The 19170-nt window shown below is 73.0% G+C and carries 19 protein-coding genes; 7 read left to right on the top strand and 12 right to left on the bottom strand.

The window, feature by feature from the left end; translation table 11 throughout:
* Nucleotides 1–17 precede the first annotated feature (17 nt).
* The 5 genes from QOL88_RS08710 to QOL88_RS08690 all read left to right on the top strand — a co-directional run bounded on the left by QOL88_RS08710 (nt 18) and on the right by QOL88_RS08690 (nt 4736).
* Nucleotides 18–1547: an aldehyde dehydrogenase (NADP(+)) gene (locus QOL88_RS08710; RefSeq protein ID WP_097215877.1), complete on the top strand. Its 1530-nt coding sequence runs from the start codon at nt 18–20 to the stop codon at nt 1545–1547.
* A gap of 99 nt (nt 1548–1646) precedes the next feature.
* Nucleotides 1647–2255, top strand: coding sequence for a DUF1349 domain-containing protein (locus tag QOL88_RS08705; RefSeq protein ID WP_097215876.1), 609 nt, complete (start codon nt 1647–1649; stop codon nt 2253–2255).
* A 46-nt stretch (nt 2256–2301) separates the two neighbouring features.
* Entirely contained in the window at nt 2302–2796 is a 495-nt protein-coding gene (locus tag QOL88_RS08700) for a GNAT family N-acetyltransferase (RefSeq protein WP_179878805.1), read from the top strand.
* A 74-nt stretch (nt 2797–2870) separates the two neighbouring features.
* Nucleotides 2871–3587, top strand: coding sequence for a DsbA family oxidoreductase (locus QOL88_RS08695; protein WP_097215875.1), 717 nt, complete (start codon nt 2871–2873; stop codon nt 3585–3587).
* 96 nt (nt 3588–3683) lie between these two features.
* A complete protein-coding gene (locus tag QOL88_RS08690) occupies nt 3684–4736 on the top strand; it encodes an aminotransferase class V-fold PLP-dependent enzyme (RefSeq protein ID WP_179878804.1) in 1053 nt (350 codons plus the stop codon).
* Between the two features lie 269 nt (nt 4737–5005).
* Here the strand turns inward: QOL88_RS08690 and thpD are convergent, their stop codons facing one another.
* From thpD to QOL88_RS08660, 6 genes are all read right to left on the bottom strand, one after another.
* Nucleotides 5006–5914 carry an ectoine hydroxylase gene (thpD, locus tag QOL88_RS08685; protein WP_097215873.1) on the bottom strand — a complete coding sequence of 303 codons (909 nt, stop codon included), beginning with the start codon at nt 5912–5914 and terminating at the stop codon, nt 5006–5008.
* Nucleotides 5915–5921: 7 nt separating this feature from the next.
* Complete coding sequence (locus tag QOL88_RS08680; protein WP_053670739.1) at nt 5922–6320, bottom strand: ectoine synthase; 399 nt, start codon at nt 6318–6320, stop codon at nt 5922–5924.
* Nucleotides 6321–6359: 39 nt separating this feature from the next.
* Nucleotides 6360–7631 carry a diaminobutyrate--2-oxoglutarate transaminase gene (ectB, locus tag QOL88_RS08675; protein WP_097215872.1) on the bottom strand — a complete coding sequence of 424 codons (1272 nt, stop codon included), beginning with the start codon at nt 7629–7631 and terminating at the stop codon, nt 6360–6362.
* A gap of 61 nt (nt 7632–7692) precedes the next feature.
* A complete protein-coding gene (gene ectA / locus QOL88_RS08670) occupies nt 7693–8199 on the bottom strand; it encodes a diaminobutyrate acetyltransferase (RefSeq protein WP_030852474.1) in 507 nt (168 codons plus the stop codon).
* A gap of 344 nt (nt 8200–8543) precedes the next feature.
* Nucleotides 8544–9080 (bottom strand): DinB family protein, encoded by a 537-nt coding sequence (locus QOL88_RS08665; RefSeq protein WP_097215871.1) that lies wholly within the window; start codon nt 9078–9080, stop codon nt 8544–8546.
* 57 nt (nt 9081–9137) lie between these two features.
* On the bottom strand, nt 9138–10238 hold the full coding sequence (locus tag QOL88_RS08660) for a pyridoxal-phosphate-dependent aminotransferase family protein (RefSeq protein WP_257027651.1): 1101 nt from the start codon (nt 10236–10238) through the stop codon (nt 9138–9140).
* A gap of 134 nt (nt 10239–10372) precedes the next feature.
* Here QOL88_RS08660 and QOL88_RS08655 point away from each other — a divergent pair, with 134 nt between their 5' ends.
* Nucleotides 10373–11464, top strand: a complete 1092-nt coding sequence (locus QOL88_RS08655) for an amidohydrolase family protein (RefSeq protein WP_097215869.1) — start codon at nt 10373–10375, stop codon at nt 11462–11464.
* Between the two features lie 231 nt (nt 11465–11695).
* Complete coding sequence (locus QOL88_RS08650; protein ID WP_097215868.1) at nt 11696–12607, top strand: SCO1860 family LAETG-anchored protein; 912 nt, start codon at nt 11696–11698, stop codon at nt 12605–12607.
* A gap of 260 nt (nt 12608–12867) precedes the next feature.
* Here QOL88_RS08650 and cobC read toward each other — a convergent pair whose 3' ends face one another.
* The 6 genes from cobC to cobM are packed head-to-tail and all read right to left on the bottom strand — an operon-like array spanning nt 12868 to nt 19164.
* A complete protein-coding gene (gene cobC / locus QOL88_RS08645) occupies nt 12868–13923 on the bottom strand; it encodes an Rv2231c family histidinol phosphate aminotransferase CobC (RefSeq protein WP_097215867.1) in 1056 nt (351 codons plus the stop codon).
* On the bottom strand, nt 13913–14842 hold the full coding sequence (locus tag QOL88_RS08640) for a sirohydrochlorin chelatase (protein ID WP_097215866.1): 930 nt from the start codon (nt 14840–14842) through the stop codon (nt 13913–13915). Before QOL88_RS08640 ends, cobC begins: the two co-directional genes overlap by 11 nt.
* Nucleotides 14839–15426, bottom strand: a complete 588-nt coding sequence (locus QOL88_RS08635; protein ID WP_097215865.1) for a precorrin-8X methylmutase — start codon at nt 15424–15426, stop codon at nt 14839–14841. The genes QOL88_RS08640 and QOL88_RS08635 overlap by 4 nt, the downstream gene beginning before the upstream one ends.
* Nucleotides 15423–17114: a precorrin-3B C(17)-methyltransferase gene (gene cobJ / locus QOL88_RS08630; RefSeq protein ID WP_097215864.1), complete on the bottom strand. Its 1692-nt coding sequence runs from the start codon at nt 17112–17114 to the stop codon at nt 15423–15425. The genes QOL88_RS08635 and cobJ overlap by 4 nt, the downstream gene beginning before the upstream one ends.
* Nucleotides 17111–18349, bottom strand: a complete 1239-nt coding sequence (gene cbiE / locus QOL88_RS08625) for a precorrin-6y C5,15-methyltransferase (decarboxylating) subunit CbiE (protein WP_097215863.1) — start codon at nt 18347–18349, stop codon at nt 17111–17113. The genes cobJ and cbiE overlap by 4 nt, the downstream gene beginning before the upstream one ends.
* Nucleotides 18346–19164, bottom strand: a complete 819-nt coding sequence (gene cobM, locus QOL88_RS08620; RefSeq protein ID WP_097215862.1) for a precorrin-4 C(11)-methyltransferase — start codon at nt 19162–19164, stop codon at nt 18346–18348. Before cobM ends, cbiE begins: the two co-directional genes overlap by 4 nt.
* Between the last annotated feature and the right edge of the window lie 6 nt (nt 19165–19170).

Raw genomic sequence — 19170 nt, 5'->3', positions numbered from 1 at the left:
GTGTGGAGGGACCCGCGGTGGCAGCAGCACCAGTCTGGAGTGTCGACCCCCGAACCGGGAAGCAGCGTGAACAGGTTGCGGTGGAGGCCACAGCCCAGGAGGTGGACGCCGCCGTCCGCGCCGCGCACGAGGCGCGCGGCGCCCTCGCCGACCGCACGGTCCGCGCGGCCTTCCTGCGCACCGCCGCCGACGAGCTGGAGGCGGCCAAGGACGGTCTCGTGGAGACCGCCGACGCCGAGACCGCGCTCGGCCCGGTCCGGCTGACCGGCGAGCTCGCCCGCACCTGCTACCAGCTGCGCGCCTTCGCGGACATCGTCGACGAGGGCGCCTTCCTCGACGTCGTCATCAACCACCCCGACGACACCGCGACCCCGCCCATCCCCGACCTGCGCCGCTACAAGGTGTCGCTGGGCGTCGTCGCCGTCTACTCGGCGTCGAACTTCCCCTTCGCCTTCTCGGTCGCGGGCGGCGACACCGCGAGCGCCCTCGCGGCCGGCTGCCCGGTCGTCGTCAAGTCCCACCCGGACCACCCGGCCCTGTCCGAGTACGTCGCCAAGGTGCTGCGCCGCGCCGCCGCCCGGCACGACATCCCCGAGGGCGTCGTGGGTCTGGTCCACGGCTTCGAGGCGGGCGTCGAGCTGATCAAGCACCCGCTGGTCGCGGCGGCCGGCTTCACCGGCTCCGTGCGCGGTGGCCGCGCCCTCTTCGACGCGGCGGCGGCCCGCCCGGTCCCGATCCCCTTCCACGGCGAGCTGGGCTCCCTGAACCCGGTCGTCGTCACCGAGGCCGCGGCGGCCGAGCGGGCCGAGGCGATCGGCGCCGGGCTCGCCGGTTCGATGACGCTGGGCGTCGGCCAGTTCTGCGTGAAGCCGGGCCTCGTCCTCGCGCCGGCCGGTGCCGCGGGTGACGCCCTGCTGAAGTCCTTGACGGACGCCGTCAGCGACACCGACGCCGGGGTCCTGCTCGACCACCGCATGCGCGACAACTTCGTGGCCGGCGTCGCCGAGCGGGCCGAGCTGCCCGACGTCGACTCCCCGGTCACCCCCGGCGCGGGCGGCGAGCACACCGTCAGCGCGGGCTTCCTCACCGTGCCGGCGAGCCGGCTGGCCGCGGAGGGTGAGCACGACCTGCTGCTGGAGGAGTGCTTCGGGCCGGTCACCGTCGTCGCCCGCTACGAGGACGAGACCGAGGTGAAGGCGGTGCTGTCGCGGCTGCCGGGCAACCTCACGGCGACGGTGCAGCTGTCCGAGGAGGAGGCGGCGGGCCAGGGCCGCGGCGCCGAGATCCTCGCGGAGCTGACGCCGCTCGCGGGGCGCGTGCTGGTGAACGGCTGGCCGACGGGGGTCGCCGTCGCGCCGGCTCAGCACCACGGCGGGCCGTACCCGGCGACGACGTCGACGTCCACGTCGGTGGGTGGTACGGCGATCGAGCGGTGGATGCGGCCGGTTGCGTACCAGAACGCCCCCGAGGCGTTGCTGCCGCAGGAGCTGAGGGACGAGAACCCCTTGGGGCTGCCTCGTAGGTTCAACGGGCGTTTGGAGCGGTAAGCGCCGTAGGGGCGCGGTGGGTTGCCGGCTTGCGGTTCGCTGTGGCTTGTCGCGCAGTTCCCCGCGCCCCTGAGAGGCGGACCTGAAAGACTCGGTCGAATGGATCTCGAACTTCCCGAACTCCCTTTCCCCCTGCGTACGTACGGGCCCGACGGTCACTGGTCCTACGAGGACGGCGTGCTCACCGGGTGGGCCGGATCGCGGCAGGACCGGTTCGTTCCGCCCACCGACGAGCAGCTGGACCCCGCTTCCGACGCTCCCCGGCTGCTCGGGGCGCCCGAAGGGGACTTCCAGCTGATCGCCAAGGTCACCGTCGGGTTCGGCGCGGCCTTCGACGCCGGGGTGCTCTACGCGCACGTGGGGGAGCGGGCCTGGGCCAAGCTCTGCCTGGAGTACTCCCCGGACGTCCCGACCGTCTGCACGGTGGTCACCCGAGGGCACTCCGACGACGCCAACTCCTTCACCGTGGACGGCAGTTCCGTCTGGCTCCGGATCAGCCGCACCGGCCGCGCCTTCGCCTTCCACGCCTCCCGTGACGGCCAACGTTGGACCTTCGTCCGCCTCTTCACCCTCGGCGACGAGAAGGAGACCGGCGCGGCCCTGGTCGGCTTCATGGCGCAGTCCCCGATGGGGGAGGGGTGCGTGGTGACGTACGACCACATCGAGTTCCGGCCGAGCTGGCCTGACGACCTGCGCGACGGCAGCTGAGGGCCGGCCGGGAACCGTGTCCCGGCCCGGTCTCGTCCTCCGTTCCATGATCAGCAACCGAGTGGTTCCGGGCCGTGTGATCCGTACCGTCCTGCCCGCCGAGGTGGCGGACGTCGTCGCGCTGCACGCGCGGGCCCGGGCGACGTACTACCCCGGCGGGGTGCCGCAGGACGGCACCGACTGGACCGAGGCCTGGCGCGGTGCCCTCACGCGGCCGGACGGGCGGGTGCTGTGCCTCGTCGAGGCGGGGCGCATCGTCGCTCTGGCCTCCTTCCGCACCCCGCAGGACGCCCCGGCGGACACGGTGAAGCTGTTCCAGTTCCACGTCGACCCCGACCACTGGCGCGCAGGCATCGGCACCGCCCTGCACGCGGCCTGTGTGGAGGAGTGGCGGGCCGACGGCAGACGGACGGCCCTCCTGGAGGTGCACGTCGGCAACCGGCGGGCGCAGGAGTTCTACCGGCGGCAGGGGTGGGTCCCCGAACCGGCCGGGCCGGGGGACCACCACCTGCGGATGCGATGCGCCCTGCCCGGGGAATGAAGCCCGCTGCTTGAACGTTCATCCACTCGGCGGAGGGAGTCTCCGTATTCGTACGACCTGGAGAGAGCCGAGACATGCGCGTCGAGATCTGGAGCGACATCGCCTGCCCCTGGTGCTATGTGGGCAAGGCCCGCTTCGACAAGGCGCTGCGGGACTTCCCCTACCGCGACCAGGTCGAGGTCGTGCACCGCTCCTTCGAGCTGGACCCCGGCCGCGCCAAGGACGACATCCAGCCCGTGATCACGATGCTCACCAAGAAGTACGGGATGAGCGCCGCGCAGGCCGAGGCCGGCGAGGACAACCTCGGCGTCCAGGCCTCGGCGGAGGGCCTCGACTACCGCACCCGGGGCCGCGACCACGGCAGCACCTTCGACATGCACCGCCTGCTGCACTTCGCCAAGGAGCAGGGCCGCCAGGAGCAGCTGCTCGACCTGCTCTACCGGGCCAACTTCGCCGAGGAGCGGTCCGTCTTCGACGACGACGAGCGGCTGGTGGAGCTCGCCTCGGCAGCCGGTCTCGACACGGAGGCCGTGCGCGCGGTGCTCGCCGACCCGGGCGCGTACGCCGACGCGGTCCGCGCCGACGAGCGCGAGGCCGCGCGGCTCGGGGCGAACGGCGTGCCCTTCTTCGTCCTCGACCGCAAGTACGGCGTCTCCGGCGCCCAGCCCGCCGAGGTCTTCGCCCGAGCCCTCACCCAGGCGTACGGCGAGCCCTCGCCCCTGAAGATCGTCGACGGCGACGGCGACGCGGACGCCTGCGGCCCGGACGGCTGCGCCGTGCCCCAGCACTGAAACGCCCAGGTCGGAGCGCACCCATAAGCGCTCCTTAGCGGCGTCACGCAGAAATCGGCAATGGACGGGGAGATCCCGGGGACGCAGAGTGGTTCCATGGAGACCTTCGAGAACCTCGTCCGTGCCGAGTTCACCCCGAAGCACACCTACCTCAACACCGCGAGCAACGGGCTCCTGCCCGCCCGGACCGTCGGCGCCGTGCAGGCGGCGGTGCGGATGCGTGCCGAGGGCACGCCCCTGGGTCCCCTGTACGAGGACGTGGAGGCCGCCCGCGCGTCCTTCGCCCGGCTGGCGGGCGTTCCGGCCGAACGCGTCGCGACCGGGGCCTCGGTCGCGGAGTACGGCGGGCTGATCGCCGCCTCGCTGCCCGCGGGGGCCGAAGTCCTCACGGCCGAGGGCGACTTCTCCTCGCTGGTGAACCCGTTCCACACGCGCGGCGACCTCAAGGTGCGCGCCGTGCCGCTGGAGCGGCTCGCCGAGTCCGTCCGCCCGGACACCGCGCTGGTCGCAGTGAGCGCCGCGCAGTCCGCCGACGGCCGCCTCGCCGATCTGCCGGCCGTGCGGGCGGCGGCCCGGGCCCACGGCGCCCGTACCTACGTCGACGCCTCGCAGTCGGCCGGCTGGCTGCCGATGGAGGCCGAGGCGGACGACTTCCTCGCCGCCGTCGGATTCAAGTGGCTGCTGGGCCCGCACGGGGCCTCGTTCTTCGTCGCCCCGCGGGACTTCGGCGGGCTCACGCCGCTGCTCGCGGGCTGGGTCGCCGGGGAACGCCCCTGGGACAGCTGCTACGGCCCCGTCGAGGAACTCGCCCACTCCGCACGGCGGTTCGACGTCAGCCCGGCCCTCTTCACCTACGCCGGGCTGCGTGTCTCGCTGGAGCTGCTGGAGGAGATCGGCGTCGACGTCGTGCACGCCCACGACGTCGGCCTCGCGGACCGGTTCCGTGCCGGGCTCGCCGGTCTTGGCCACGAGCCGGTGCCCGCGCCGGGCTCGGCGATCGTGTCGGTGCCGGGGCTGGGCCACCGGCAGGGTGAGCTGAGCCGGGCCGGCATCGAGGTCTCCGACCGGGCCGGGAACCTGCGGGCGGCGTTCCACCTCTACAACACCGCGGCGGACGTCGACCGGCTCCTGGACGTCTTGGCGGCATGAAAAAACCGGGTGGGGCCTCCCGTCCCACACGAGGAGGCCCCACCCGGCAGCTCTGTCACACGGTCGTCCCACCGCTGACCGGCGGTCACCGCCCTCGGCCGAAGAGCGGTCACCGCACGGACGTGAAGTCCCGCGCCCCGATGCTGTGCCGTCCGGGGAGCAACCCCCGGACCCCCGGCCGAAGAGCGGTCACCGGACCGGTGTGAAGTCCCGCGCGCCAATGCTGTGCCGTCCGGGGAGCAACCCCCGGACCCCCGGCCGAAGAGCGGTCACCGGACCGGTGTGAAGTCCCGCGCGCCAATGAACTCCGGCCGCCGCACCGGCGCCGCGAAGGGTTCCACCGCCGTGTTCTCCACACTGTTGAACACGATGAACACGTTGCTGCGCGGGAACGGCGTGATGTTGTCGCCGGAACCGTGCATGGCGTTGCAGTCGAACCAGGTCGCCGAACCGGCCTTGCCCGTGAACAACTTGATGCCGTGCTGCGTGGCCAGCTGGGTCAGCGCCTCGTCCGAGGGCGTGCCCGCGTCCTGCATCTGCAGCGACTTCTTGTAGTTGTCCTTCGGCGTCTCACCCGCACACCCGAGGAACGTCTTGTGCGACCCCGGCATGATCATGAGTCCGCCGTTGGTGTCGTAGTTCTCGGTCAGCGCGATCGAGACCGACACCGTGCGCATCCGCGGCAGACCGTCCTCGGCGTGCCACGTCTCGAAGTCCGAGTGCCAGTAGAAGCCACTGGCGCCGAACCCCGGCTTGACGTTGATCCGCGACTGGTGGACGTACACGTCCGAGCCGAGGATCTGCCGCGCCCGTCCGACGACCCGCTCGTCGCGGACCAGCCGGGCGAACACCTCGCTGATCTTGTGCACCTCGAAGACCGTGCGGATCTCCTTGGACTTCGGCTCGACGATCGACCGCTCGTCGGCCCGCATGTCCGGGTCGTGCACCAGCCGGTTCAGCTCGTTGCGGTAGACCGCGACCTCGTCCTCGGTGATGAGCTCGTCGATGGCCAGGAAGCCGTCGCGCTCGAAGGACAGCAGGTCGGCCGGGGCGACCGGGCCCGGGGCGTCGGGTGCGCCCCAGACGACCGGGTCCTGGCGCGGGGTCACTGCCTCGGCGGCACCGCGACTGGGGTAGAGGTCGGGGATACCGGTGGTGGTGTCGGTGGTGGCGGTCATGGAAACGTCACACCTCCTCGGTGAGCAGCGGGTAGACGCCGTTCTCGTCGTGGTCCTCCCGTCCGGTCACGGGCGGGTTGAACACGCAGAGGCAGCGGAAGTCCTGCTTGACCCGCAGCGTGTGCCTCTCGTGCCCGTCCAGGAGGTACATGGTGCCGGGCGTGATGGTGTGCGTCAGCCCGGTCTCGTGGTCGGTCAGCTCGGCCTCGCCCTCCACGCAGACGACGGCCTCGATGTGGTTCGCGTACCACATCGACGTCTCCGTACCCGCGTAGAGGACCGTCTCGTGCAGGGAGAAGCCAACTTTCTCCTTGGCGAGGACGATGCGCTTGCTCTCCCACGTACCGGACGCCGCCTTCACGTGCCGGTCGGTACCTTCGATCTCCTTGAACGAACGGACAATCACGGTGCTGCGATGCCTCCTAGATGAGTGGTGCTCGGTTGGTCAGGCGGTCTCTCGGACGGCGCGGGCCAGCACGCTCAGGCCCTCGTCCAGCTCCTCGGGCGTGATGGTGAGGGCCGGGAGCATCTTCACGACCTCGCTCTCCGGGCCGGACGTCTCGATGAGCAGTCCGAGCTCGAAGGCGCGCTTGGCGACCTTGCCCGCGCGGGCCTTGTCGTGGAACTCCAGGCCCCACACCAGACCGCGGCCCCGGTACTCCTTCACGTCGGCCAGGTTCTCCTCGGTGATGGAGATCAGCGCCTGCTCGACCTGCTCGCCGCGCTTGCGGGTCTGCTTCTCCATCGCGGAACCGTCGGCCCAGTAGGTCTCCAGGGTCGCGGTGGCCGTGACGAACGCGGGGTTGTTGCCGCGGAAGGTGCCGTTGTGCTCGCCGGGCTCCCAGACGTCCAGCTCCGGCTTGAACAGGCACAGCGACATGGGCATGCCGTAACCGCTGATCGACTTCGAGACGGTGACGATGTCCGGCACGATGCCCGCCTCCTCGAAGGAGAAGAAGGCGCCGGTACGGCCGCAGCCCATCTGGATGTCGTCGACGATCAGCAGCATGTCCTGCCGCTCGCAGAGCTCGGACAGGGCGCGCAGCCACTCGGGCCGGGCCACGTTGATGCCGCCCTCGCCCTGCACGGTCTCGACGATCACGGCGGCCGGCTTGTTGAGGCCGGAGCCCTGGTCCTCCAGCAGTCGCTCGAACCACAGGAAGTCCTCGACCGTGCCGTCGAAGTAGTTGTCGAACGGCATCGGGGTGCCGTGCACCAGCGGGATACCGGCGCCGGCGCGCTTGAAGGCGTTGCCGGTGACGGCCAGCGAGCCCAGCGACATGCCGTGGAAGGCGTTGGTGAACGACACGATCGACTCGCGCCCCTTCACCTTGCGCGCCAGCTTCAGCGCGGCCTCGACGGCGTTGGTGCCGGTCGGGCCCGGGAACATGACCTTGTACGGCAGGTCGCGCGGGCGCAGCAGCAGGTTCTGGAAGGCCTCCAGGAACGTGCGCTTGGCGGTGGTCGACATGTCGAGCCCGTGCGTGACGCCGTCGCGCTCCAGGTAGTCGATCAGCGCGCGTTTCAGGACCGGGTTGTTGTGCCCGTAGTTCAGTGACCCCGCTCCGGCGAAGAAGTCGAGGTACTCATGGCCGTCCTCGTCGTACATACGGCTTCCCACCGCACGGTCGAAGACGGTGGGCCAGCCGCGGCAGTAGCTGCGTACCTCGGACTCGACGGTCTCGAAGACACTCAGGTCCGGCTGGGTGATGGTCACGAAGAATCGCTCCTCGGTGCGTGGGGGAAGTCTGCGGGGGTCGGGCGGTACGTCGGGAAAGTCAGTGGGGCAGGGGGCCGATGCGGTACAGCACCTCTGCGTCGTGCGGCCCGTCGGGGAACAGGCCCGTGTCGAACAGCACCTCGCGCTCCAGCCGGGCGCCGTGACGCTCGGCGAACGACGTGAACAGGCGCTCCGAGGCGGTGTTGCCCGGGGTGATGGTGGTCTCCACCGTCGTCACCTCCAGTTCGGCCGTGGTCCGTGCGACCAGGCCGTCCAGCAGCGCGGCGGCCAGTCCGCGCCCGCGGTGGGCCTCGTCCACCGCCACCTGCCAGACCAGCAGGGTGCGCGGGCTGTCCGGCCGCACGTACCCGGTGATGAAGCCCATCGGCTCGCCCTGCTCGTCGCGGGCGACGGCCGAGGTGGCGGCGAAGTCACGGCACCACAGCAGATAGCTGTAGGACGAGTTCAGGTCGAGAACCTTCGAGTCCTTCGCCATCCGCCAGAGTGCGGCTCCGTCGGCCACTGTGGGGCGGTCGATTTGCGGATCTGCTTGTACGGCGGTCATGTGAATTGAACTTACCCAGCGAAATTCAAAATTGCATCGCCGGTCGGGGTTACATATGGACCTCGTCTGTGTTATCGCGCGACCGTGCGGATCGACGTATCGAGGCGGCAGAGCGCCCGATTTTGTCCGGTAATTACCGGGCAAAGCGGTCACAGTGTGTAACGCGTCACAGCCGTGTAAGTCCCACGGGATCTGCCCGAATTTCCCCTCGAAGTGTCCTCAAAATCTGCGCGTTTAGGACCGGGAAAAGCGGGCAGAAGAATAGGGCAACCTGTTCTTGGAAGAATTCAATTCTTAATTGTGTGCCAGCTTACATGTGGGATGGTCCGGATAGCACGAGGAATTCAAGCCCCGGTCACTCCGTCGATGCGTTCCCGCAGGAGATCGGCGTGACCGTTGTGCCGTGCGTACTCCTCGATCATGTGGATGAGGACCCAGCGCAGGCTGACCTCCATGCCGGGCACCGGCCCCTCGGCCACCCGCCCGACCTGGTCCAGCGGCAGCCCGGCGCACAGCTCCCGTCCCCGTGCGATCTCCCGCCGCCAGATCCCGAGCGCCTCGTCGAGCCCACGCGCCGGATCCAGCGCGTAGCCGGTCGCGTCCTCGAACACGGGCGGCACGGCGAGCCCGCCGGCCACCCGCTGGAACCAGTTCCGCTCGACCTCGGCGAGGTGCTGCACCAGCCCGAGCAGGGTCAGCGACGACGGCTCGGCCGCCGCGATCCGCACCTGCGCGTCGTCCAGCCCGGCGCACTTCAGCTCCAGCGTGGCCCGGTGGAAGTCCAGCCAGCTCTCGAGCATGGCCCGCTCGTCGCCCGTGAGGCGGGGAACGGGACGGCCGTCGGGCAGGGCAGGGGTGTCAGCAGGTGTGTTGGCGGTCATACGGGGAGCATGGCACGGGGCACCGACACCGGTGCCCCGGTTCACGACAGCCGACGACTACCGCCACGCCCCCTCGACGGCCCGCAGCGCCGCCTCCACATCCACCGGCAGCCCCTGCTCGGAGAGCGCCGCGCCCAGCGCCGCCAGACTCGCCCGCACCGCGCCCGGCGTCGCGTCGGCGCCGTAGTGGTTGACCCGGATCATCTCCTTGGCCAGCGGGCCCCCGCCCGCGGCCAGCGGCACCGCCGGATCCGCCTCCAGCGCCCGCCGGACCAGCTCCGACGCCACCACCCCGGACGGCGCCCGCAGCGTCGTGGCGACGGGCGCCGCGTCCCGCGCCTCGTACACGTACGGCTCCAGCCCGCCACCGAGCGCGACCGCCCCGGCCCGGGTCGCCGCCGCGGCGGACGCGTGCCGGGCCATCACCGCGTCGAGACCGGCCGCCTCGATCCGCTCCACACAGGCCTCGAGGGCCAGCATCTCCAGCTGCGCCGGCGCGTGCAGCAGCGCCTTGCGGCCACCGTCGATCCACCGCTCCTTCCAGTCGAGGAGCGACAAGTACGACCGTCGCGGCGCCTTCGGGTTGGCCGCCATCCGCGCCCAGGCCCGCTCGCTCACCGACACCGCCGACACTCCGGCCGGACCGCCCATCGCCTTCTGCGCGCCGATCACGCACAGGTCCACGCCCCACGCGTCCGGCAGTACCGGCTCGGCCCCGATCGACGCCACCGCGTCCAGGTAGAACAGCGCCCCGTGCGCCCGCACGACCTCGCCGATCTCCGCGACCGGGTTGGTGTTGCCGGTCGCCGCCTCCGCGTGCACCAGCGACACGAAGTCGATCTCCGGGTGGTCGGCGAAGGCCTGCCGGATCTCCTCGGCCGTCACCGCCGTGTGGAAGGGCACCGCCAGGTCGATCACCGTGGCACCGCAGTCCCGCAGCCAGTCGCCGAAGGTCTGTCCGTACGGCCCCGTGACGACGTTCAGCGCCGTCGTGCCCGCACCGGCCGCGGCACGGATCGCGCCCTCCAGCGGCAGCAGCGCCTCGCCCTGCATGATCACGATGTCCTGCTCGGTGCTCAGCAGCCGCGCCACGCGGTCCTCGATCGCGGCGAAGCGGTCCGCGCCGAGCGGGGCCAGGTCCAGAAACGGATGCGTCACGGCAAAGCTCTCTTCACTCACAGCAGGTTCGATCGCATCGAGGGTAACCGGCGGCCCGCACCCCCCTGCGCGCCGAGTCCCGCGCACACCGGCCCCCTTCGAGTCCCGCCGGGCGGCTCATTAAGGTGCGGTGCATGAGCGATCGCACGGTGCTGCACGTGAAGGGACGGGTGCTCGTCGGGCCCGAGGACGTCCGGGACGAGCTGTGGGTGGTCGACGGCCGCATCTCCTACGACCGTCCCGCCGGCGCCCGCGACATCCGCACGGTCGTCGGCTGGGCCCTGCCCGGCCTCGTCGACGCCCACTGCCACGTCGGACTCGACCGCCACGGCCCGGTCCCCGAGGACGTCGCCGAGAAGCAGGCCCTGACCGACCGGGACGCGGGCACACTGCTCATCCGCGACGCCGGCTCGCCCTCCGACACTCGCTGGATCGACGACCGCGAGGACCTGCCGAAGATCATCCGCGCGGGGCGGCACATCGCCCGTACCCGCCGCTACATCCGCAACTACGCCTGGGAGATCGAGCCGGAGGACCTGGTCGCCTACGTCGCCCAGGAGGCCCGGCGCGGCGACGGCTGGGTCAAGCTGGTCGGCGACTGGATCGACCGCGACCTCGGCGACCTGTCGGCGTGCTGGCCGCGCGAGGCCGTCGAGGCGGCGATCGCCGAGGCCCACCGCCTGGGCGCCCGGGTGACCGCGCACTGCTTCTCCGAGGACTCCCTGCGGGACCTCGTCGAGGCGGGCATCGACTGCATCGAACACGCGACGGGCCTGACCGAGGACCTCGTCCCGCTGTTCGCCGAACGCGGCGTCGCCATCGTCCCGACGCTGGTCAACATCGCCACCTTCCCGCAGCTCGCCGACGGCGGCGAGGCCCGGTTCCCGCGCTGGTCGGCCCATATGCGCCGGCTCCACGAACGCCGCTACGACACCGTCCGGGGCGCCTACGACGCCGGGATCCCGGTCTTCGTCGGCACCGACGCCGGCGGCGGCCTCGCCCACGGCCTGGCCGCGGCCGAGGTCGGCGAACTCGTCACCGCCGGCATCCCGCCGGTCGAGGCCCTCGCCGCGGGCACCTGGACGGCCCGCGCCTGGCTCGGCCGCCCGGGCCTGGACGAGGGCGCCCCGGCCGACCTCGTCGTCTACGACGAGGACCCGCGGGCCGACGTACGCGTCCTGGCCTCGCCGCGCCGGGTGGTGCTGAACGGACGCGTGGTCGGCTAGCCGCGAGGGCGGTGGGCGGATCGCGAGCGTGGTGGTCGGGCGGTGGGCGGATCGTGAGCGTGATGGTCGGGCCACCGCGAGGGTGACGGCGGGGAACGCCTGTGCCGGGGGATTCGAATGGATCCTCGGTATCGCCACGTTGGAGTGAAGCGGTGTCAGATCGCTGACGCCGTGCGCGCGGTGCGGCGATTCTTTCCGGGTCCCGAGCCTGTCTCTCCTGGAGTCCCCACCGTGAACAGCCCTTCCTTCCGCATGCCCGCACGCCGGCTGGCGACCGTCGCGACCGTTTCGGCCCTCGCCGCCGGGCCCCTCGCTCTGACCGGCGTGAGCCCGGCGCACGCCACCGGCGACCACGGCCGCGCGAGCGCCGTCGTTCTGCGCACCGGCCTGGACGTCTCCCTGCTGAACAAGTCGGTGAACGTCCCCCTCACGGTCTCCCTCAATGACGTCCGGGCTCCCCGCAGCGCCGACAAGACCACGCTGACGGCCACCCTCGACGCGGTGGACGGCGGCCGGCCGTTCAGCGTGCTGCGCGCGGAGGTGGCCGAGGCGAGAGCCACGACGACCGCCGGCAAGGCCGAGGGGAGCACGACCCTGGCCCACGCCCGCCTCCATGTCCCCGGCCTGCCGCTGCTGTCGCTGATCGAGGTCGAGAAGGTCACGGCCAGGGCCACCTGCGAGGTCGGGAAGAAGCCGTTCGCCACGACCGGCCTGCCCGGCTCGGTGACCGTGCTCGGCAAGCGCGTGGCGCTGACCGCCGGCGGCCCGACGGACGTCAAGGTGCCGGGCGTCGGCGAGGTGCGCCTGGACCTCTCCAGCACCCGGACCACGGCCCGTACGGCCGCCGCCACCGCCCTCGAACTCAAGGTGTCCGTCAACCCGTTGAAACTGAACGTCGCGGAGGTCGACGGCACGGTCACCCTGGCCGAGGCGACGTGCCGGACACCGAAGGCCGAGCCCGCCGCACAGCCCCCGGCCGAGCCGTCCGCCCCGCCCGCCGACGTGAAGCCGCAGGGCGAACCCGCCGAGGCGGACCTGGCCGAGACGGGCGGCAGCTCGACCACGCCGTACCTCGTGGGCGCCGCGATCGTCATGCTCGCGGCAGGCGGGGGAGCGGTGGTCCTGGCCCGCCGCCGGAGCTGATCCCTCCGGGGGAACGGGGCCGGAGGGGCTCGGATCACAGGCGCGCCGGGGACCGCAGAACCCGGGTCCAGCGGCCGCTCAAGTCCCGTCGGGGCCCTCGGCCCAGCGCGTGCCACGGGTCTGCCCGGCGTCCTCGGAATCCCGGAGCTCGATGAGCGAGGCCCGGTACGCCCGCGGAACTCCGGGCTTCAGCGGTTCGGATCCGTTCGCGTCCCGGCGGGGCGTCTGAGCCCTGTCCGGAGCCCGGGCGAACCAGGCCCTCAGGCCTCCAGCGCCCGTTCCAGCGCCTTCAGAAATCCGTCGGTCGTCCTGCGGTCCCGTACCGCAAGCCGCAGCCACTCCCCGTCCAGTCCGGGGAACGTGTCCCCGCGGCGCACGGCGTAGCCGAGGTCGCGCAGGCGCCGGCGGACGGCGGACGCCCCCGGCAGGCGGAGCAGGACGAACGGGCCCTGCGCGGGCCCGGCCACCCGCAGCCCGGCCGGGGCCAAGCGGGCGAGGCCGGCCAGCAGATGAGCGCGGTCCGCGGCGATGCGGTGCGCCGCGTGGGCCGCCTCCGCCACCGCCCGCGGCCCCACGCACGCCTCGGCCGCGGCCAGCGCCGGCGTCGACACCGGCCACAGCGGCTGCGCCCGCTGGAGGTCCTCGATCGTCTCCGGCGCCGCCAGCACGTACCCGATCCGCAGCCCGGCCAGGCCCCACGTCTTGGTCAGGCTGCGCAGCACCACGAGCCCGGGCACGTCGACCCGCCCGGCCAGGGTCTCGCTCTCGCCCGGCACCGCGTCCATGAACGCCTCGTCCACCACCAGCACCCGCCCGGGCCGGGCGAGTGAGGCGATCGCGTCCGCCGGGTGCAGCACCGACGTCGGGTTCGTCGGGTTGCCGATCACCACCAGGTCCGCGTCCTCGGGGGCGGCCGCCGGGTCCAGCCGGAAGCCGTCCCGCTCCCGCAGGAGCACCCGGCCGACCGTGTGCCCGGCGTCCCGAAGAGCCGCCTCCGGCTCGGTGAACTGGGGATGCACGACGACCGGCCGGCGCACCTTCAGCGCCCGCGCCAGCAGCACGAACGCCTCCGCCGCGCCCGCCGTCAGCAGCACCCGCTCCGCCGGCAGCCCGTGCCGTGCGGCCACCGCCGCCCGCGCCGCCCGGCCGTCCGGGTAGGCCGCGAGTCCGCCGAGCGACGCGGCGATGTGCTCCCGCAGCCAGACCGGCGGCGTGTCCGCGCGGACGTTCACGGCCAGGTCGACGAGCGAGCCGCCGTCGTCCCGGACCTCCGCGTCACCGTGGTGACGCAGATCGTGCCCGCTCTCAGTGCGCATGCGAGGGAGCGCCGTGGTGGTGGCCGTGTCCGTGCCCGTGGTGGTGGTCGTCGTCGTCCGGGTGGAAGTGCGGCTGCTGCGGCATGCCCACCTTGTCCTCGAAGCCCGGCAGCGCGATGCGGTACACGCACGAGTCGCAGTTCATCCGCAGATCGCCCTTGACGGCCTCCTCGTACCGCTCCCACACCAGGTCCAGCAGCTCCGGCTCCGGTCCGATGACGTCAGCCGACAGCACCTCGACCTCCGGGTGCGCGGCGGCCCAGCCCTCCGTCTGGTGCCGCACCCGGTCCGGCAGGATGCCCGTGAACAGGAAGTAGGGCAGGACCACGATCCGGCGCGCGCCCAGCCGCACACAGCGGTCGAGTCCGCTCGGCACGTCCGGCGCCGCCAGCGACACGAACGCCGTCTCGACGCCCGCGTAGCCGCGTCCCTCCCACAGCAGCCGGGCCGCCTTGTGCACCTCGGCGTTGGCGTCCGGGTCCGTGGAGCCGCGCCCGACCAGCAGCACCGTCACGTCGGCCCGGTCGCCGGGCGTGCGACCCGCCGACCCCAGGGCCTCGTCCAGCCGCCGCTCCAGCACGTTCAGCAGCGCCGGGTGCGGGCCGAGCGGACGCCCGTAGGTGTACGAGATGCCCGGGTGCCGCTCCTTCTCGCGGGCCAGGGCCGCCGGGATGTCGCCCTTGGCGTGCCCGGCGGACACCAGCATCAGCGGGACGGCGGCGAAGCGCCGCACGCCCTGCTCGACCAGCTCGGTGACGGCCTCGCCCAGCGGCGGCGGGGACAGCTCGATGAAGCCCCCCGCGACGGGCAGTTCGGGGTGCCGGGCCCCCAGCTGCCGTACGAAGTCGCGGAACGCCTCGGCTCCGGCGTCGTCCCGGGTGCCGTGGCCGGCGATGAGCAGGGCGGGCGGGGTGGTCACAGTTTCTCCTCGGCGGAAGTGGGGTGGTACAGCAGGGCGTTGAGCGCGGCGGCGGCGACCGCCGACCCGCCCTTCTCGGACACGTTGCTCACGGCGGGCAGGCCGCTCTCGCGCAGCGCGGCCTTCGATTCGACGGCTCCGACGAAGCCGACGGGCAGGCCGATGACGAGCGCGGGGTCGGCGTCGAGCGTCAGCAGCTCCTCCAGCGCGGTCGGCGCGTTGCCGATCACCCAGAGGGCGCCGGGACCGACCTGTTCGAAAGCGAGCCGGATGGCGTGCGCGGACCGGGTCAGACCGGGACCGGACTCGGCGTCCCTCAGGCGGCAGACGGTCTCGCGGCGGGTGATGCCGGCGCCGACCATCTCCACATCCACGACCACGGGCGCCCCGGCGTGCAGCGCCGCGTGCGCCGTCGCCAGGTCGGCCTCGTCCAGGACGAGGTCGTCGGCGTAGTCGAGGTCGGCGGCGGAGTGGACGACCCGCTCCACGACCGCCCGGGTCAACGGCGGGAGGTGCGAGGTGTCCAGCCGGGCGCGCATACGCCGGTAGGACTCCACCTCGATCGGATGAACGACACGGTTCACTCGGCGCCCTCCCGCGCTGCCTGCCAGCGGTAGCCGCGCGGCGTCACCATGCGCCCCGCGATGTCCCGGGTCGCCGTGTTGCCCACGGTCACGACCGTCATCATGTCGACCGTGGCCGGGTCGAGGGCGCCCAGGGTGGTGAGCCGGCTGGACTCGTCCGGCCGCGAGGCGTTGCGCACGACACCGACCGGCGTCGCCGGGGTCCGGTGCTCGGCGAGGATGCCCAGCGCCTTGGGAAGCTGCCAGTCACGGCCGCGCGAACGGGGGTTGTAGAAGGTGACCACGATGTCCGCCTCGGCCGCCGCCCGGACCCGCCGCTCGATGACCTCCCATGGCGTGTGCAGGTCGGACAGGCTGATCGACACGTGGTCGTGGCCCAGCGGGGCGCCCAGGATCGCACCGGCCGCGAGCGCCGCCGTCACCCCGGGCACGCCGACCACGTCGATGTCGTCCGAGGCCTCGGCCAGCGCGGGGGAGGCCATGGCGTAGACGCCCGCGTCCCCGCTGCCGATCAGCGCGACGGCCTGCCCCTTGCGGGCCTCCTCGACGGCCGTGCGCGCCCGCTCCTCCTCGGCGCCGAGCCCCGACTCCACGACCCGGGTGCCGGGTCGCAGCAGATCACGGATCTGGTCGACGTACTGGTCGAGCCCCACGAGCACGGAAGCGCGCCGCAGTTCGGTCTGGGCGCGCGGCGTGAGCAGGTCCCGGGCGCCCGGCCCGAGCCCGACCACCGCGAGCCGCCCGCGCCCCGGCCGCCGTACGACGGCACAGGTCGCCATCGCCGGGCTCGTGGCCGACTTACGCTTGGGGACGAGGAGTTCGCCCCCGCCGACAAGCGCGGCGGCCTCCGCCACGGACGGGGTCCCGACGGCCGCGAGCGGCGCGTCGGACGGATTGGGCACGTCGACCCCGGCCAGCTCCTGCGCGGAGTACGTCACCAGGGGCACCCCGAGCCGCCGCGCGGCCTCGACGATGCCAGGCTCCCCGGCCTTGGCGTCGACGGTGGCGAGTTCGGCGACGGACGCCACCGACAGCCCGGCCTCCCGCAGGGCGTCCCGGACCAGTCCGAACACCTCCTCCACGGGGGCGCCCTTCGACGCCCCGACCCCGACGACCAGGGTCGGCGGACGCAGCACGGCCTCGCGCTCGGCCGCCGCCACGAGCCGGTCGGTGAGCCGGATCGTGTACGGCCCCTCGTCCGTCACCGGCAGCGGCGGCAGCGGCCAGGCCACCTCGGCCCGCAGCGCCACCGCCTCACCGTCCAGCAGCGCCCGCGACACCGCGGCGACATCGCCCTCCACGGGCAGGCCGAAGGTGTCCAGGCCCGCCAGGTCCACGGCGTCCGTGGCCGTCGTCACCACCGGCTCGGCACCCAGCAGGTCACCCACCTCGCGGGCCAGTTCGTTCGCGCCGCCCGCGTGCCCGCCCAGCAGGGACACCGCGAACCGCCCGCCCTCGTCGACGCACACCACGCCCGGGTCCTCGGTCTTGCCGGACAGCAGCGGTGCCACCAGCCGCACCACCGCGCCCGTCGCCAGGAAGCACACGAGCTGCTCGCACTGCGCGAACGCGGTCCGTACGGCGTCCCCGACGGGACCCTCGTACACCCGGGTGCGGTCCGGCCACGCGGCGGCCAGCCGGTCCCGGGCAGCCGCTCCCGCCGCGGTGGCGGAAATGAGGCCGATCACTGGGCGACTCCTTCTTCGACAGCTGCCGGGGGCCGGACGCCCCACAGCAGGAAAACGGGGTTGGTCGCCGCGAGCCGGGTCACGTCCCCGGGCAGCGGCGAGAGCCGCGACGACTGCAGCAGCACGCCGTCGCAGCGGAGACCGGCGCTCGTCAGGGCCTCGCGTGCGGCCGGCACCCGGTCGAGCGCCGCCATGGCGACGACCACCGTGCGCCGGGCACGCCGCGCGCACGCGGCGACGATCGCGGGCAGTTCGCGCCCGCCGCCTCCCACGAACACGGCGTCCGGGTTCTCGGCGAGCTCCGCCAGCGCCTCCGGTGCCGTGCCCCGCACCACCCGCACGTCCACGCCGTGCGCGGCGGCGTTGGCGCGGATCCGCTCCACGCCGTCCGCGGTCTTCTCCACGGCGGTGACGGCCGCACCGAGCCGCGCGCACTCCACGGCCACGGACCCCGAGCCCGCGCCCACGTCCCACACCAGGTCGCCCTGGCGCGGCCCCAGCCGCGCCAGGGCCAGTGCCCGCACCTCGAACTTGGTGATCATCGAGTCCCGGTGGGTGAACTCCGCCTCGTCCAAGGCCCATCCGGCAGGTAGCTCCCCGGGGCCCGCGACCGTCCGCACCGGGCCGAGCGCCCGTGCTTCGTCCAGGCACAGCACCACGTTCACCGCGGTGCCCCAGTCCCGGGCGGCGGCCTCGGCGGGCGTCACCCGCTCCACGCGCTCCGCGTCCGAGCCGAGCCCGGAGGCGACGACCAGCATCCGCGCAGCGTCCCGCAACGCGGCACCCAGCTCCGCCGGACCCGCGCCCGGACCGGTCAGCACGGCCGTCTTCGGCTGCGCCCGGCACACGTTGACGGCCGTCCGCAGCTCCCGCCCGTGGGCGCTCACCACCACGGCGTCGTCCCACGGCAGCCCGATCCGGGCGAACGCGGCGGCGACCGACGACACCCCGGGCCGCACATCCAGCCGCTCCGGCCCGAACCGCTCCGCCAGCACCCGCACGATCCCGAAGAACCCCGGATCCCCGGACGCCAGCACGACGACCCGGCCCCCCTTGCCGACCTGCTTCTCGACGGCGTCGAGGGCGGGCGCCAGCGGCCCGAGCACGATCCGCTCGGCCGACTCCGGCAGCCGTACGGCGTCCAGATGCCGCCGCCCGCCGACGACCAGCCCGGCCCCGGCCAGGACGTCCTCGCCCAGCGGCGCACCGGTGCCGGTCCCGACCACGGTGATCATGTACTGGCACCCCGCTCGCGCAGCGCTCTGCGGGCCTCCGGGTCGGCCTTGCGGTAGCCGTGGAAGTGACCCGGGTGGTACAGGTGCGAGCGCGTGCCGTGCGCGTCGAGCGCCGGGCCGACCAGGAACAGGGTGTGCTTCCAGAGCTTGTGCTCCTTGACCGTCTCCTCCAGCGTGCCGATGGTGCACCGCACGACCAGTTCCTCCGGCCAGGTCGCCTGGTACGCCACCACGACCGGCGTCGTCGTCGGGTAGCCGCCCTCCAGCAGCTCCCGCACGAGCTGCCCGCTGCGGGCGGCGGAGAGGAACACCGCCATGGTGGTGCCGTGCTTGGCGAACTCCCGGACCTCCTCCCCGGGCGGCATGGGCGTCTTGCCGCCGCCGAGCCGGGTCAGCACGACCGACTGCGCGACCTCCGGGATGGTCAGCTCGCGCTGCGCGAGCGCCGCGACGGCCGAGAAGGAGGACACCCCGGGCACGATCTCGGTGGCGATGCCGATCTCCGCGCAGCGGTCGACCTGCTCCTGCGTGCCGCCCCACAGGGCCGGGTCGCCGGAGTGGATACGGGCGACCTTCAGCCCCTCGGCGCGGGCCCGCTCGTACACGGCGACGACGTCTTCCAGGGACATGGTCGCCGAGTCGAGGATCTCCGCGTCCTCACGGGCGTGTTCCAGGACCTCCTCCTGGACCAGGCTGGCCGCCCAGATCACGACGTCGGCCTCGGCGATGGCACGCGCGGCGCGGAACGTCAGCAGGTCGGCGGCGCCGGGGCCGGCACCGACGAAGGTCACTTTGCCGGCAGGGGCGTCGGCCATGGGAAG

This window comes from Streptomyces sp. Ag82_O1-12, from assembly GCF_900182715.1.
GTDB lineage: Bacteria > Actinomycetota > Actinomycetes > Streptomycetales > Streptomycetaceae > Streptomyces > Streptomyces massasporeus.
This window is presented reverse-complemented; position numbering and strand designations above follow the sequence as displayed.